Genomic DNA, 13,723 nt, shown 5'->3' with positions numbered 1-13,723 from the left:
ACGGTAATCCTGTTGTTCAAATTTGAGGATCCGTGGAAGTTTATCAATCTTGAGTTTGTGGTACTTAGGAGAGTTCGAATCCTCAAACTGCCACTGCCTGAGTGGAATATTTTTCGAAATAAAGAGTAGCAGAGTAGAAAGTTCTTTTTCAAGATATTGAATATAGACAAGTAAATGAGTTATAATGGAGTTCACAATGACCAACCTTTCTTTATTGAAATTGTTGTTGAGGAACTTCAATTATATCAAGAAATGGGGGGTCATTGTTTTTTATTACAAAAAAACTTTGAAACCTTTGCAATATAAAGCAAGTAAATCTAAAAAGTAGTGTTTAAGTTTACACTACCACTCAATAACTGGAGGCATAAAAATGACAAGCGCATCACAACGAGCAGCATTACAATCTCAAATCTGGAAAATAGCTAACGATGTTCGTGGCTCAGTAGACGGTTGGGACTTTAAACAGTATGTATTAGGAACGCTTTTTTACCGCTATATTAGTGAGAACTTTTCCAGCTATATTGAAGGCGGGGATGAGAGCATAAATTATGCAGAACTGCCGGATGATATCATAACCGATGAAATTAAAGATGATGCTATAAAAACAAAAGGATATTTCATCTATCCAAGCCAGCTGTTCGAAAACATTGCTAAAACTGCCAACACAAATGAAAGCCTGAATACAGATTTAGCAGCTATATTTTCAGCTATTGAAAGTTCGGCCAATGGTTATCCATCTGAAAAGGATATTAAAGGCTTATTCGCTGACTTTGACACGACAAGCAACCGATTAGGAAATACGGTAAAAGATAAAAATACTCGTTTAGCTGCCGTTATTAAAGGCGTTGCAGGCATTCACTTTGGCGAATTTGAAAATAATCATATCGATATTTTTGGCGATGCCTATGAGTATTTAATTTCTAATTACGCTGCTAATGCAGGAAAATCCGGAGGCGAGTTTTTCACCCCTCAGTGCGTATCCCAACTGATCGCTCAACTGGCAATACATAAACAAACATCAATCAACAAAGTTTACGACCCTGCTGCTGGATCGGGCTCGCTTTTATTAAAAACAAAAAAACAGTTTGATGCGAATATCATTGAAGATGGCTTTTATGGACAAGAAATTAATCACACGACGTACAATTTGGCTCGTATGAATATGTTTTTGCATAATGTCAACTACGATAAGTTTCACATTGCTCTGGGAAATACGCTTCTAAACCCACACTTTGGAGATGAAAAACCTTTTGATGCCATTGTGTCCAATCCACCTTATTCCGTCAAATGGATCGGCAGTGATGATCCAACCCTCATTAATGATGAACGGTTTGCCCCTGCAGGCGTATTGGCGCCAAAATCGAAAGCTGATTTTGCCTTTGTCCTTCATTCCCTTAGTTACTTATCGAGCAAAGGCCGTGCTGCGATCATTTGTTTTCCTGGGATTTTTTATCGTGGTGGTGCGGAACAGAAGATCAGAAAATATCTGATTGATAACAACTATGTAGAAACAGTTATTTCGCTAGCGCCTAACCTTTTTTTCGGGACTACAATCGCTGTTAATATCTTGGTTCTCTCTAAGCATAAGAACGACAATAAAACCCAGTTTATTGATGCCAGTGGAGAAGATTTTTATAAAAAAGGGACGAATAACAATGTACTGACGGATAAACATATAGAGCAAATCATGCAAATGTTTGACAGCAAAGAAGATATCCCTCACGTTACAAAATTGGTTGATTATGAAGTAATCGCTCAGAATGATTATAATCTTTCTGTGAGTTCCTACGTGGAAGCGAAAGACACCAGAGAAGTCATTGATATAAATGAGCTGAATGAAGAAATAAAATCTACTGTAGCAAAAATAGATCAGCTTCGAGAGGAGATTGATGAGATTATTGAGGTGATTGAGTCATGATGAAGCCGAGCTTTTTGGAGAAATTGCTTGATGGAATTGAGGTTGAATGGAAATTATTAGGAGAAGTGGCTGATTATGAACAACCAACAAGATATTTAGTAAAATCGAAAAAATATAGTGATAACTTTGATACACCAGTATTAACAGCAGGTAAAACTTTCATACTTGGATATACAGATGAGACTGATGGTATTTATAAAGCATCGAAGAATCCTGTTATTATTTTTGATGATTTCACAACAGCAAACAAATGGGTCGATTTTGATTTTAAAGCTAAGTCATCAGCTATGAAGATGATAACCTCGAAGAGTGAATCTGTAGCTTTATTAAAGTATATTTATTATTGGTTAAATACATTGCCCAATGGGTTAATTGAAGGAGACCATAAACGCCAATGGATTAGTAATTATTCTTATAAACTAATCCCAATTCCACCCCTTAAAGTACAAGAAGAAATCGTCCGCATTTTAGACACCTTCACAGAGCTTACAGCAGAGCTTACAGCAGAGCTTACAGCTCGTAAAAAGCAATATACTTATTACCGTGATAAATTGCTGAGCTTTGAAGATGGTGAGGTTGAGTGGAAGACGTTGGGGGAGGTTTCGAATAAAAGTTATTCTGGAGGTACACCTAAAGCAAATAACCCTGAATATTATGGTGGTGATATTCCTTGGCTTCGAACACAGGAAGTTCGTTTTGCAGAGATTTATGATACAGAAATGCGCATCACTCCCGCTGCGTTAAAAAATTCATCCGCAAAATGGATACCTAAAAACTGTGTTATTGTAGCAATTTCTGGAGCGACAGCGGGAAGATCAGCTATCAATAAAATACCCTTGACTACAAATCAACATTGTTGTTGTTTAGAAATAGATCCAGAACAAGCAAACTATCGATATGTTTTCCACTGGGTAAGTAGTCAATATGAACAATTAAAGTATCTTGGGCAAGGGGCGCGTTCTGACTTGAACTCAGGTATTATAAAAAGCTATCATATACCCATCCCACCCCTAGAAAAACAAGAGCGCATCGTTTCTAGTTTAGACAAATTCGACACATTAACTACTTCAATCTCAGAAGGTCTACCCCGTGAAATAGAGCTTCGCCAAAAACAATATGAGTATTACCGCGACTTGCTTCTTAGCTTTCCCAACAAGGAGGTAGATAGATAATATGGGTGCTTCATTAACTGAAATCGCACAACAATTAAAAGACAATAATAAAAAAGCACAACTGATTTATGCTTTTAATGGGACTGGTAAAACTAGGCTTTCCCGGGAGTTCAAATTGTTAATTAACGCCAAAATTGATAAAGAGATAGATTTAGAGGAATCAGAGATAGTTAGTAGAAAAATTCTTTATTACAATGCCTTTACAGAAGATTTATTTTATTGGGACAACGATTTAGAGTTTGATGCTGAACCAAAACTTAAAATCCATCCCAACTCATTTACAAGATGGATTTTTGAGGAGCAAGGGCAAGACGGAAATATTATATCTAATTTTCAACATTATACCGATGAAAAACTAACGCCGCATTTCAATGAAGAATATACTATTCAAAATAAGGATGGAAAAAAGACTACAATCCCAGCTTTTACAGAAGTAACCTTCTCGTATGAGCGTGGCAATGATGAACACTCACATAATATAAAAATCTCAAAGGGAGAGGAAAGCAACTTTGTTTGGTGTATTTTTTATTCTCTGCTTGAACAAGTTATTGATATATTGAAAACACCAGAACCAACAGATAGGGAAACAAATCAGTTTGACCAGCTGGAATATGTTTTTATAGATGACCCTGTTAGTTCATTAGATGACAACCACTTGATTGAGGTAGCAGTAAATTTGGCACAATTAGTTAAATCCAGCGAATCCGATCTAAAATTTATCATAGCCACACATAATCCACTTTTTTATAATGTGCTGCATAATGAGTTTAAGAAGAGTACATTTAATAAATTTTTTCTCAAAAAACATGAAAACAATGAATATCGATTAATTCCTCAAAGCAATGATTCTCCTTTTTCTTATCATCTTTTCGTAAAGGCTGAAATTGAAAAGGCGATTGAAACAGGTCAGCTTAAAAAATATCATTTTAATTTTTTTAGAAATATTTTGGAAAAGACATCAACTTTTTTGGGTTACGACAACTGGGGAGAACTTCTGCCTAAAAGTGGAAATGGGAGTATTAATCCTTATGAGACAAGAATTATTAATATATCTAGTCATTCAAAGCATTCAGGAGACGAGTCGATTGAACTGACAGATGATGATAAACGTGTATTAAAGTACTTAATGAATAACATTCAAGAAGCGTACCGATTCAAGTAACCTAAAATAAATATTTAAGGGGGAAAAGAATGAGCAACTTCAAACCCATCGCTGAATCTAACAACTTTATCGTCTTAGATAAGTACACCAAGATAGACCAAAAAGGAGCCAGCTACCAAACGGAAGCAGACTTGGAAAGGGAGCTGATACAGGATTTAGTTAATCAGGGATATGAGTTTTTGCCAGGTCTGAATACTCCTGAGAAAATGTTTGCCAATATTAGGGTGCTACTTCAAGACCTTAACAAAGTTCAATTCACAGATGCTGAGTGGGCCAGGTTTTGTGAGCAGTTTTTAGATAAGCCCAGCGACAACCATATTGAGAAGACCCGCAAAATCCATAATGATTATATTTATGATTTTGTCTTTGATAACGGACGCATTCAAAACATTTATCTGGTAGATAAAAAGAATATTGCCAGAAACAAATTACAGGTGATTTCTCAATTTGAACAGAAGGGGACACATGCTAATCGGTACGATGTGACGATTCTGGTCAATGGCTTACCCTTGGTGCAAGTAGAGCTGAAAAAGCGTGGCATTGCCATTCGAGAGGCCTTTAATCAGGTTCATCGATACAGCAAGGAGAGTTTTAACTCAGACAACTCTTTATTTAAGTATTTACAGATCTTTGTCATTTCCAATGGCACTGATAGCCGGTACTTTGCGAATACAACGAAACGTGATAAGAACAGCTATGATTTTACAATGAACTGGGCAAAGTCCGATAACACCCTGATCAAAGATTTGAAAGATTTTACGGCCACTTTTTTTCAGAAAAACACGCTGCTGAATATCCTGCTTAAGTATTCTGTTTTTGATGTGGATGATAACTTGCTGATTATGCGACCGTATCAAATTGCCGCTACCGAAAGAATCTTATGGAAAATAAAGAGTGCCTACCAGGCTAAGAAATGGAAGAGTGCTGAAAGTGGCGGGTTTATCTGGCATACAACCGGTTCAGGAAAAACCCTTACCAGCTTTAAAGCAGCTCGATTAGCCACGGAACTGGACTTTATTGATAAGGTGTTTTTTGTTGTAGACAGGAAAGATTTAGATTATCAGACAATGAAAGAATACCAGCGTTTTTCACCGGATAGCGTGAACGGTTCGGATAGCACCGCAGGCTTAAAACGCAACATCGAAAAAGATGATAATAAAATCATTGTCACCACCATACAAAAACTGAACAACCTGATAAAAGGAGAAGCTGATTTAGACGTATATTGCAAACAGGTTGTATTCATTTTTGATGAAGCGCACCGTTCCCAGTTTGGAGAAGCGCAAAAAAATATCAAGAAAAAGTTCAAGAAGATCTATCAGTTCGGGTTTACCGGTACCCCTATTTTTCCGGAGAACGCTTTAGGTTCTGAAACGACGGCTACTGTCTTTGGTCGGGAACTGCACTCCTACGTCATTACTGATGCCATTCGGGATGAAAAAGTCTTAAAATTCAAAGTGGATTATAATGACGTTCGCCCCAAGTTCAAAATGATTGAAACAGAACAGGACGAGAAAAAGCTTTCGGCTGCTGAGAACAAAGAAGCTTTACTACATCCTGAACGGATCAAAGAAATATCTCAATATATTCTTGATAACTTCAGAGTAAAGACTCACCGGCTAAACGCTGCCGGAAAAGGATTTAATGCTATGTTTGCAGTGAGTAGCGTTGATGCAGCGAAACTTTTTTATGAATCATTAAATACGTTGCAAAAGGGAATGGAACGACCGCTTAAGATTGCTACGATTTTTTCTTTTGCCTCTAATGAAGAACAAAGCGCTATCGGGGAAATACTGGACGAAACCTTTGAACCCTCGGCAATGGATAGCAGCGCCAAAGAGTTCCTTAGTTTGGCCATTAAAGATTATAATGCTATGTTCAAAACTACTTATTCAGTCGAAAGTGCTGAATTCCAAAACTATTATCGTGATCTTGCTAAACGAGTAAAAAACAAAGAAATTGATCTATTAATCGTTGTAGGTATGTTTTTAACAGGATTTGACGCGCCTGCTCTTAATACGTTGTTTGTTGATAAAAACCTTCGGTTTCATGGTTTAATACAGGCTTTTTCCAGAACAAACCGTATTTATGACTCTACCAAAACTTTTGGGAATATCGTTACATTTAGGGACTTGGAACAACCCACTATTGATGCCATTACTCTATTTGGGGATAAGAATACGAAGAATGTCGTACTTGAAAAAAGCTATCGAGAGTATATGGAAGGGTTCACTGATGTCGCAACCGGTGAAGCTCGCCGTGGATATGTGGAAGTAGTAAAAGAATTGAAAGAGCGTTTCCCAAATGTTGAAGATATTGCTACTGAAAAGGATAAAAAAGAGTTTTCAAAACTCTTTGGGGAGTATTTGCGAATTGAAAACATCCTGCAGAATTATGATGAATTTACAGGGTTGAAAGCTTTGCAGCATGTAGACACAACTGATCCGGATGCACTGGAGAATTTCAAATCAACATACCACCTAAGTGATGAAGAAATAGCAACCATGAAAGAGATCCAAGTACCGGAAGAAAGAGCTATTCAGGATTACCGTTCATCCTATAATGATATCCGTGACTGGCTTCGACGTGAAAAAGAAGGGAAAGAAGAAGATGGTGACTCCATCGATTGGGATGATGTTGTATTTGAAGTAGACCTTCTGAAATCCCAGGAAATCAACCTGGACTATATTCTTGAACTTATTTTTGAGAAGAACAAAAAAGTAAAGGATAAGGATGCGCTGGTGGAAGATGTTAGACGTGTCATTCGTTCCAGTGTGGGGAACCGTGCAAAAGAAAGCTTAGTGGTAGAATTTATCAATGAAACAGACTTAGACATCTATCAAGATAAGGCCAGTATTATAGACGCTTTCTTCAACTTTGCTCAAGCTGAACAAAGACGGGAAGCAGAAGCATTAATCAATTCAGAAAAACTGAATGAAGATGCTGCTAAAAGATACATTATGAGTTCATTGAAAAGAGAATATGCAACTGAGAATGGAACGGAGTTAAATTCAATTCTTCCTAAAATGAGCCCGCTCAATCCTCAATTTCTAACAAAGAAGCAGAGTGTTTTCCAGAAAATCGCTGCCTTTGTAGATAAGTTTAAAGGGGTAGGAGGGAAAGTATAATAAGTGGTGTCTCGGATCATTTACTGGAACGGCAGTATCGAGATCAAGTTTAGGCCTATATGGTCAGCGTTTATTCAACTGGAACAAGATAGAGTTGTAAGGGAGGGATTATTTTGGAAGACTCGCAGAAACTTTATGAAAGAGCGTATGAACTTCATTACACCAAGGGTGATCTTATTGCCGCCTATGGGATATACGAAGATATCGTAAAAAACTATCCGAATCAAAAGGAAGCAAAATATTCTCACACTCAAATGATGAACATCCAGAATGCACCAGATTTTGATATTTCACATATTGATCAAAAAAGTGGTCTCAAGAATTCTGAATATAGAAGTGAACGGGAAACTATAAGAGATCTTTTACAAAACATGATAGTCACTTCTGGATATCACTTTGAGGGGTATAAGATCAACGAATACCTGGGCTTTATTAGTGCAGAAACTGTTCTGGGAATGGGGATTTTTCGCGGACTATCCGCAACAGTGGCTAACTTAGCTGGTACAGAATCAGCTGCTTTAAGGGGAAAGCTCAAAAGTGCAAAAAAAATAGTTATGGAAGAAATTATGATGCAAGCTGCTGAAAGGGGAGCTAATGCAATAGTGGGAGTTGATTTAGATTACACAATGTTCGGTGGCGAATTGCTGGGAATCATTGTTAGTGGAACAGCTGTAGAAATAACCGAAATTGAGTAGCTTAATAAGTTTTAGTGTGGTATTGATGATGATTTTTTAAATAAGCTCTGATTCCAGCGCCTGGGTGATTATTAAAGCTTATGTACCCCAAAAGCTGTCCGGGATGCGATCAGTCGATTGAGAGAGAAATTTTCTGAAAGAATTAATAGTGATTATGTTCTTCTTGAAGATACTATCTTTAGTAGCCCATCCACTGCTGCAAGCTTTGTGGTATGCGGCAGTGCGAATAGCTTAACCATGTGGAAAATGGAAGACGGTAAGACGTTGAAGGATATAGAGAGTCAGAGTTAATGAGAAAAAGTTTTATAGAGCTATGATGCTAATTGGTAACTAATGAGTAGTTTCATCTTATTGTTTACAACTGGATATCAATAAATTGTTTTCTTGAATATGTAGAATCCCCTTCAAGATTGTGTAACGCCGCTAAATCTATTTTAGAGTCAGGAGGATGTCCGTGGTGAAGCATAAAAGCCTTAAATTGGTGTGTATCATATAGCTTCAAATGGTCATTGGCAGTGTTGGAGGATCAGTTCGCAAAAAATTCTAATTTGAATGTATGGTGAAGATTTTCGTGAATAAGGGGGTTATACGCAATATTCAACTAAGTTAAGGAGGAAACCAGATGGATTTTGAATTTAGCATTGAAGGTGATTCAGAAGGTTATGTGCAGTTTGAATGCCCGTATTGTGAGTCTGAGTTTAGGCTTATGGCGGGTGAAATCCAAAATGAAGAGGAATATTATAATGAGATTTTTTGTCCCTATTGTGGCTTGGTGGACGAAATGAGTAATTTCTATACTCGTGAAGCAATTGAATATGCTAAGGAACTTGCAATGAACTATATGTATGATGAGTTGAATAAGGCTTTCGGTGGTATGTCCAAGAAAATGAAAAAGTCTAAATTCATCAAGATGAAGTGGAAACCGCTTAAGAAGATAAATGTTCAAGAGATTAGAACTGAAGATAGTGCTGAAGAGGAATTTGAGTGCGCTTCATGTAACAGGCATGTTAAAGTATTATACTGTGCAGGAAAATCTAAAGTGTTTTGCTCGTATTGTGGGGTGGATATTTGATGGAATTAAACGAATTAAGAAAGACAAGTATGGAATTTAGAAGATTGTCTTCAAATGCTCTAAGGGCAAAATACGATGAAGGTAACTTGCATCTAATCAGGTTGCGTCACTATATAGAAGGTTGTGAATACATTCAAGGAATTATTGAAGTTGAGATTCGTGGCACAGAGATAGACTACAAGTCTGAATTTATAATCAGTGATGGTGGAAGGAATCATTTCAATTATCCTGTTGATCGCAGAACTCATATAAAGGCAATATTGGACTATTTATATGAACTGACAGAGCAGGATAGAGACATTCGAGGTGAAGCAAGTAAGTACAGATGTTCTAGCAATCAATGGAATGATATTGTACGCAACTTTGTTGAGAAGCTAATCAAACCCCTAGTGGATCTTATTATTGATAGGATATCTATGGATATTATGACTAAAGAACAGAAAAACAATACAGGGACCAATATTAATCAGTACATAGATAAGAATTACGGAACTGCTAATATTGCATCTGGCAATATCAATTTGTCGAATGAGCATATTATAAATGAAGTGGAGAGAATTAATGAATTAGTCTCATCTTTGAAAGTTTCAGTGGAAGAATCAGGTTGTGAAGATGCGTCGGCAGAAGAATTTCTGGACGACTTAGATACGATTACTGAAAATGTGAACGCTTCTGAACCGAAAGTGGTAAAGATCAAAAAGGCGTTAAGAGGAATTGGTTCGTTCATCAAGAATTTGCCTACAGCAATTAAGACTTCTCGGTTAATTATAACTAATTCAGAAGAATTAATTGAAGTGACCAGGAAGTTTATGGAGAACTTCCGTTAGATACTGCGCATAACAAGTCCATTTAAGTAAAGGGCATGTTTACGGGTCTTCCTGCCCACATCGATTCATCGGGCTTACGCCGCTCACGGGTATTTCTTAAGGGTCCTAATCATCGACGTCTCAAATGGCAAACGTTATGGGAAACCTATGGAGGAATAATTTATGAATACACCTAGGCAAGTAGAAAGAGGAAAAGAGTTTAAGAATGTATTTACGAAACCGAACATTAAAAATGCTTGGAAAAATTATGTAAGACAAGGGTTAAGAAGTCAAAGTGTATTAGATTTACATGATTACCTTGACTTTCATAGGTATCACGATGAAATAGCCGATAGTTTAATTAATCAGATAATCGAGGGAGATTATAAAACTAAAAATAATTATATTATAAAGATGGAGAAAAAACATGGGGTATGCAGACATCTGCCGATACCCTCACCTGAAGATGCATTGGTATTACAAACCATTGTTGAGGAGTTAGCTCCAGATATTAAGGCGAATGAACCATCTAAGCGAGCATACTATAGTAGAAGCCATACAGGTTTTAAGTCTGAGGCTAATATAGATGAGAGTTTTCCATACACTTGGTTGGAGTTGTGGCCAGAGTTTCAAAAAAGAATTTATGAATTTAGTACCAGTTATAATTATATTGTAATCACAGATATTGCAAACTATTTTGATAACATTTCATTCAGGCACCTTAGAAATATAGTTTCTAGCCTTGATAAATTTTCAGAAAGTTTAATAGATTTAATGTTTTTACTACTAGAATCGCTAGTCTGGAGACCTGATTATTTACCTTTGACAGGTGTTGGCTTACCACAGATTAATTTTGATGCACCTAGATTGCTTGCGCATGCCTTGCTTTTTGAAATTGATCGCTACATGGATGGACAGACGGAAGGTGAATTCGTAAGGTGGATGGATGACATCGACTTCCCAACTGACAATGTTGATAGAGGAAAGAAAATACTAAGTGATCTTGATGAGTTGTTACTAACACGAGGCATAAGATTAAACCTTGGAAAAACAGAAATTCTCAGTTCTGAACAAGCAAAGGAGTACTTTTTACCAGATGAAAATAGATATTTAACTGTTTTAAAAAATTCTATCGAGAGGAAAAAATCATCTAGTAGGAGCATCTCTCATGAAAGAATGCTTTTAAAGAAGAGGTTTAAAAACTTTCTTAAGAAAAAACGTATAGGTAGATGGGAGAAAGTTTTTGCTAGATATTACTCTATGGCTGGATATGTTGAAGATGATTTTTTAACAAAGTATGTATCAGAGCAGTTGAATAGTAAGCCAGGGTTGAGAATCTCGATTGTTAGATACTATACAATCTTAGGATTTAGCAAAAGAAGATTTAAACAACTAAAAGAATTTTTATTAAGCGATCATTGTATTGATGATGTGTCAACATTTTCAGTGTGTAAATGCTTTGTAGAATGGGAAATTTCACACAAATCCAAATATAGGGCGGAATTTGTAAGTGTAGCTAAAATAATATCATCAAGATGCCCAACGAGCTTTATTGGTGCAATATGGATAATTTCAAAATATGGTAATGAAAATGATTTAATTGATATTATTAACAAAAATTCGACGAAATGGAAAAACCACTCTTTTGTTGCTAGGCAAGTAGCTGCAGTAACACCCTTGATTATTAATGACATCGATACTAAAAATAGAATTATTGACGAAATTACAAAATCTGGGCAATTAGATGCATTAAGAGTTATATCTAATTTGAGTGATTTAAGAAAAAGTCTTCCTATGGCATCTGTAGATAAAATGTATTTGACTAAGATAGGTGAAAACAAGCCGTATCCACTATCTAAATTTATAATTGCATATAATGTTATAGCAAATGATTCTCTATCAATTACTGAAAGAAGAAATCTCTTTCTTGAAGTTGATGCTTTAGTTAACGATAAAATTTATAAAGATAAACTAAAAGGGATAATTCTAAAACACCTCCCGTGACAAAGCGTTTGCATAAAGGTGTTGGAAGCACCTTTTGAGATAGTTTCAGCACCACCTCTGTTCACCTTAGAGGAGTTTCTTCAATAATGTCTATCTTTTAGAGTCGGCTCAGGTGCGTTGCAAACATAGAAAAGTAAGGAAACATACATTAAGCAAGTGACTAGTGTTCAAATTGATGTTTGGAGGGTGAATTATGGAGAAGAATGACAGATCTGAACTTATTGAAATATATGGTGAGCCAGCAGTGAAGGTGGTTTCTGAATTGTTTCTTGAAGGTATGGCAGGAGCTATAATTCCCGGATTTACAGCAGTTATATCTAACATTAAGCAGAAGCGATATGAGCGCAATATTAACAGACTTCTATTAGAATTAAAAGTGCAGCTGAATGACATGAAACTTAAGTTTGATGACATATCAGAAGAAAGAAAGATTGTATTTAGTAGTGAGTTTTCCGACATGATTGTTGATTATGTAAGTGAAGAAAGAGATGAAGAAAAAATTCCTTATATTGTTAATGGCATTAAGAATCTTATCAACGACGCTAAGGACGTCGATAATACAGCATTATACTTTGATGTTCTTAAGAGTCTGCGAAAGATAGACATACTAGTCTTAAAGCAATATGATCGCAATTCTCCCGAAGACTGTGAGAGTGATTTTCAGGAATTTCTTGATGAATTGTCATTGGAATATGACGAGTATAGATTTATTAAAGATAAGCTTTTAAGATCAGGATTATTGATTTCGTCATATGATAAAGACCAAAAGGAGATATATGAGACACTCCTAGAGCTTTCGAAGTTCCTAAAAGAGCTTGAAAAGGGCAAAGCGAAGAGTGTTTCGGATAAGCTTAAGAAACCTAAAATCAGAAAGAACGAAAGAATTCGACTAAGCCAATTTGGAAGAAGCTTCATCGATTTCTTTGCTGAAAATCCAAGCAATTAGATTTAATGTATTGTATTGGGATAATAAGACCTTTTCTTAACAGCGAATTTTCGAAACTGAGAGTAATTTAGAAAGATGTCCACGTCATGAGTTCACTAATGCTAGGCGAAATGAATAATTTTGAAATAGAATAGTTTGTGGTTAACTAACAATGAACTGTTGACAAAGTGTCGTCATTTTTTCTAATTCTGAGATGTTAAAAAAACAAAAACTGGGAGAAAGCACACATGAAAGAAGCAATCATTCAAAAACTAGATACCACCTATACATATATGGTCCTTCATATTTCCACAGGAGTGATCATTGCAGCATCTCTTTATGTAATATATTTGAGTAGACTCATAGATGTTGATTTTACTCCAATGCTATTGCCATTATTTGCTGGAGTGGGAACTTATGCAGCATTTACTTATTATTATCAGATCTATCGCCGCGGCGCCATTGGTCAGTTTTTGAAAGGACTGATTGTTACAGCCGTATCCGGTGGCTTCATTATCTTTGCTTCTCTTATTTTATCCAACTATATACTTTAGAGTATTGAAGAAGGAGTATTTTATCCATGACGCTGCAATTCATTTCAAAAGAAGAATTTATTAAACATGCTGCATTTAACTGTATTGGTCAGTTGTCAGAATCGGACAAAGAAAGTATCCGAAATAATCCCGATCCCACTGAACTTCATTTTGGGTTAGGTAATTTTGTCCGGAATGAATACATCTATGATAACAAACAGATTCAGTTTAAGTATTCATCTGAAGATGATTTATCTAGTAAAATTATTCAAACTGTTATTTCTACTTTAATCAAGGAATAGGAGCGA

The 13,723-nt window shown here is 36.1% G+C and carries 13 protein-coding genes; 12 read left to right on the top strand and 1 reads right to left on the bottom strand.

The window, feature by feature from the left end:
* On the bottom strand, positions 1-195 hold a 195-nt coding region (locus tag BLV55_RS14710), incomplete at its 3' end, for a hypothetical protein (RefSeq protein WP_330386600.1).
* A gap of 175 nt (positions 196-370) precedes the next feature.
* Here BLV55_RS14710 and BLV55_RS09135 point away from each other — a divergent pair.
* From BLV55_RS09135 to BLV55_RS09080, 12 genes are all read left to right on the top strand, one after another.
* Positions 371-1,918, top strand: a complete 1,548-nt coding sequence (locus BLV55_RS09135) for a type I restriction-modification system subunit M (RefSeq protein WP_093313599.1) — start codon at positions 371-373, stop codon at positions 1,916-1,918.
* Positions 1,915-3,090, top strand: a complete 1,176-nt coding sequence (locus tag BLV55_RS09130; RefSeq protein ID WP_093313597.1) for a restriction endonuclease subunit S — start codon at positions 1,915-1,917, stop codon at positions 3,088-3,090. Before BLV55_RS09135 ends, BLV55_RS09130 begins: the two co-directional genes overlap by 4 nt.
* A 1-nt stretch (position 3,091) precedes the next feature.
* Positions 3,092-4,252, top strand: a complete 1,161-nt coding sequence (locus tag BLV55_RS09125; protein WP_093313595.1) for an AAA family ATPase — start codon at positions 3,092-3,094, stop codon at positions 4,250-4,252.
* A gap of 29 nt (positions 4,253-4,281) precedes the next feature.
* Entirely contained in the window at positions 4,282-7,380 is a 3,099-nt protein-coding gene (locus BLV55_RS09120; RefSeq protein WP_093313593.1) for a type I restriction endonuclease subunit R, read from the top strand.
* Between the two features lie 113 nt (positions 7,381-7,493).
* Positions 7,494-8,075, top strand: coding sequence for a YbjQ family protein (locus tag BLV55_RS09115; RefSeq protein ID WP_093313591.1), 582 nt, complete (start codon positions 7,494-7,496; stop codon positions 8,073-8,075).
* A gap of 117 nt (positions 8,076-8,192) precedes the next feature.
* On the top strand, positions 8,193-8,366 hold the full coding sequence (locus BLV55_RS15015) for a DUF4357 domain-containing protein (protein ID WP_242870082.1): 174 nt from the start codon (positions 8,193-8,195) through the stop codon (positions 8,364-8,366).
* Between the two features lie 331 nt (positions 8,367-8,697).
* Complete coding sequence (locus tag BLV55_RS09105; RefSeq protein WP_093313587.1) at positions 8,698-9,147, top strand: hypothetical protein; 450 nt, start codon at positions 8,698-8,700, stop codon at positions 9,145-9,147.
* The gene (locus BLV55_RS09100) at positions 9,147-9,974 is read left to right on the top strand and encodes a hypothetical protein (protein ID WP_093313585.1); all 828 of its coding nucleotides are present in this window, start codon (positions 9,147-9,149) and stop codon (positions 9,972-9,974) included. Before BLV55_RS09105 ends, BLV55_RS09100 begins: the two co-directional genes overlap by 1 nt.
* A 162-nt stretch (positions 9,975-10,136) precedes the next feature.
* Positions 10,137-11,957: an RNA-directed DNA polymerase gene (locus BLV55_RS09095; RefSeq protein WP_093313583.1), complete on the top strand. Its 1,821-nt coding sequence runs from the start codon at positions 10,137-10,139 to the stop codon at positions 11,955-11,957.
* A 193-nt stretch (positions 11,958-12,150) separates the two neighbouring features.
* Positions 12,151-12,903: a hypothetical protein gene (locus BLV55_RS09090; RefSeq protein WP_093313581.1), complete on the top strand. Its 753-nt coding sequence runs from the start codon at positions 12,151-12,153 to the stop codon at positions 12,901-12,903.
* Positions 12,904-13,130: 227 nt separating this feature from the next.
* Positions 13,131-13,436, top strand: a complete 306-nt coding sequence (locus BLV55_RS09085; RefSeq protein WP_093313579.1) for a hypothetical protein — start codon at positions 13,131-13,133, stop codon at positions 13,434-13,436.
* Positions 13,437-13,462: 26 nt separating this feature from the next.
* The gene (locus tag BLV55_RS09080; protein ID WP_093313577.1) at positions 13,463-13,717 is read left to right on the top strand and encodes a hypothetical protein; all 255 of its coding nucleotides are present in this window, start codon (positions 13,463-13,465) and stop codon (positions 13,715-13,717) included.
* The last annotated feature ends 6 nt before the right edge of the window (positions 13,718-13,723 follow it).

This window comes from Tindallia californiensis (assembly GCF_900107405.1).
Taxonomy (GTDB): domain Bacteria; phylum Bacillota; class Clostridia; order Peptostreptococcales; family Tindalliaceae; genus Tindallia; species Tindallia californiensis.
The sequence above is the reverse complement of the archived record's forward strand: the minus strand, read 5'-3'. Positions and strand labels throughout refer to the sequence as shown.

Bases quoted from the DNA above. Each gene is read 5' to 3' on its own strand.
- BLV55_RS09090 (WP_093313581.1), top strand. From the start codon at position 12,151: ATGGAGAAGAATGACAGATCTGAACTTATTGAAATATATGGTGAGCCA.
- BLV55_RS09130 (WP_093313597.1), top strand. From the start codon at position 1,915: ATGATGAAGCCGAGCTTTTTGGAGAAATTGCTTGATGGAATTGAGGTT.
- BLV55_RS09085 (WP_093313579.1), top strand. From the start codon at position 13,131: ATGAAAGAAGCAATCATTCAAAAACTAGATACCACCTATACATATATG.
- BLV55_RS09125 (WP_093313595.1), top strand. From the start codon at position 3,092: ATGGGTGCTTCATTAACTGAAATCGCACAACAATTAAAAGACAATAAT.
- BLV55_RS09100 (WP_093313585.1), top strand. From the start codon at position 9,147: ATGGAATTAAACGAATTAAGAAAGACAAGTATGGAATTTAGAAGATTG.
- BLV55_RS09105 (WP_093313587.1), top strand. From the start codon at position 8,698: ATGGATTTTGAATTTAGCATTGAAGGTGATTCAGAAGGTTATGTGCAG.
- BLV55_RS09080 (WP_093313577.1), top strand. From the start codon at position 13,463: ATGACGCTGCAATTCATTTCAAAAGAAGAATTTATTAAACATGCTGCA.
- BLV55_RS09135 (WP_093313599.1), top strand. From the start codon at position 371: ATGACAAGCGCATCACAACGAGCAGCATTACAATCTCAAATCTGGAAA.
- BLV55_RS09095 (WP_093313583.1), top strand. From the start codon at position 10,137: ATGAATACACCTAGGCAAGTAGAAAGAGGAAAAGAGTTTAAGAATGTA.
- BLV55_RS09120 (WP_093313593.1), top strand. From the start codon at position 4,282: ATGAGCAACTTCAAACCCATCGCTGAATCTAACAACTTTATCGTCTTA.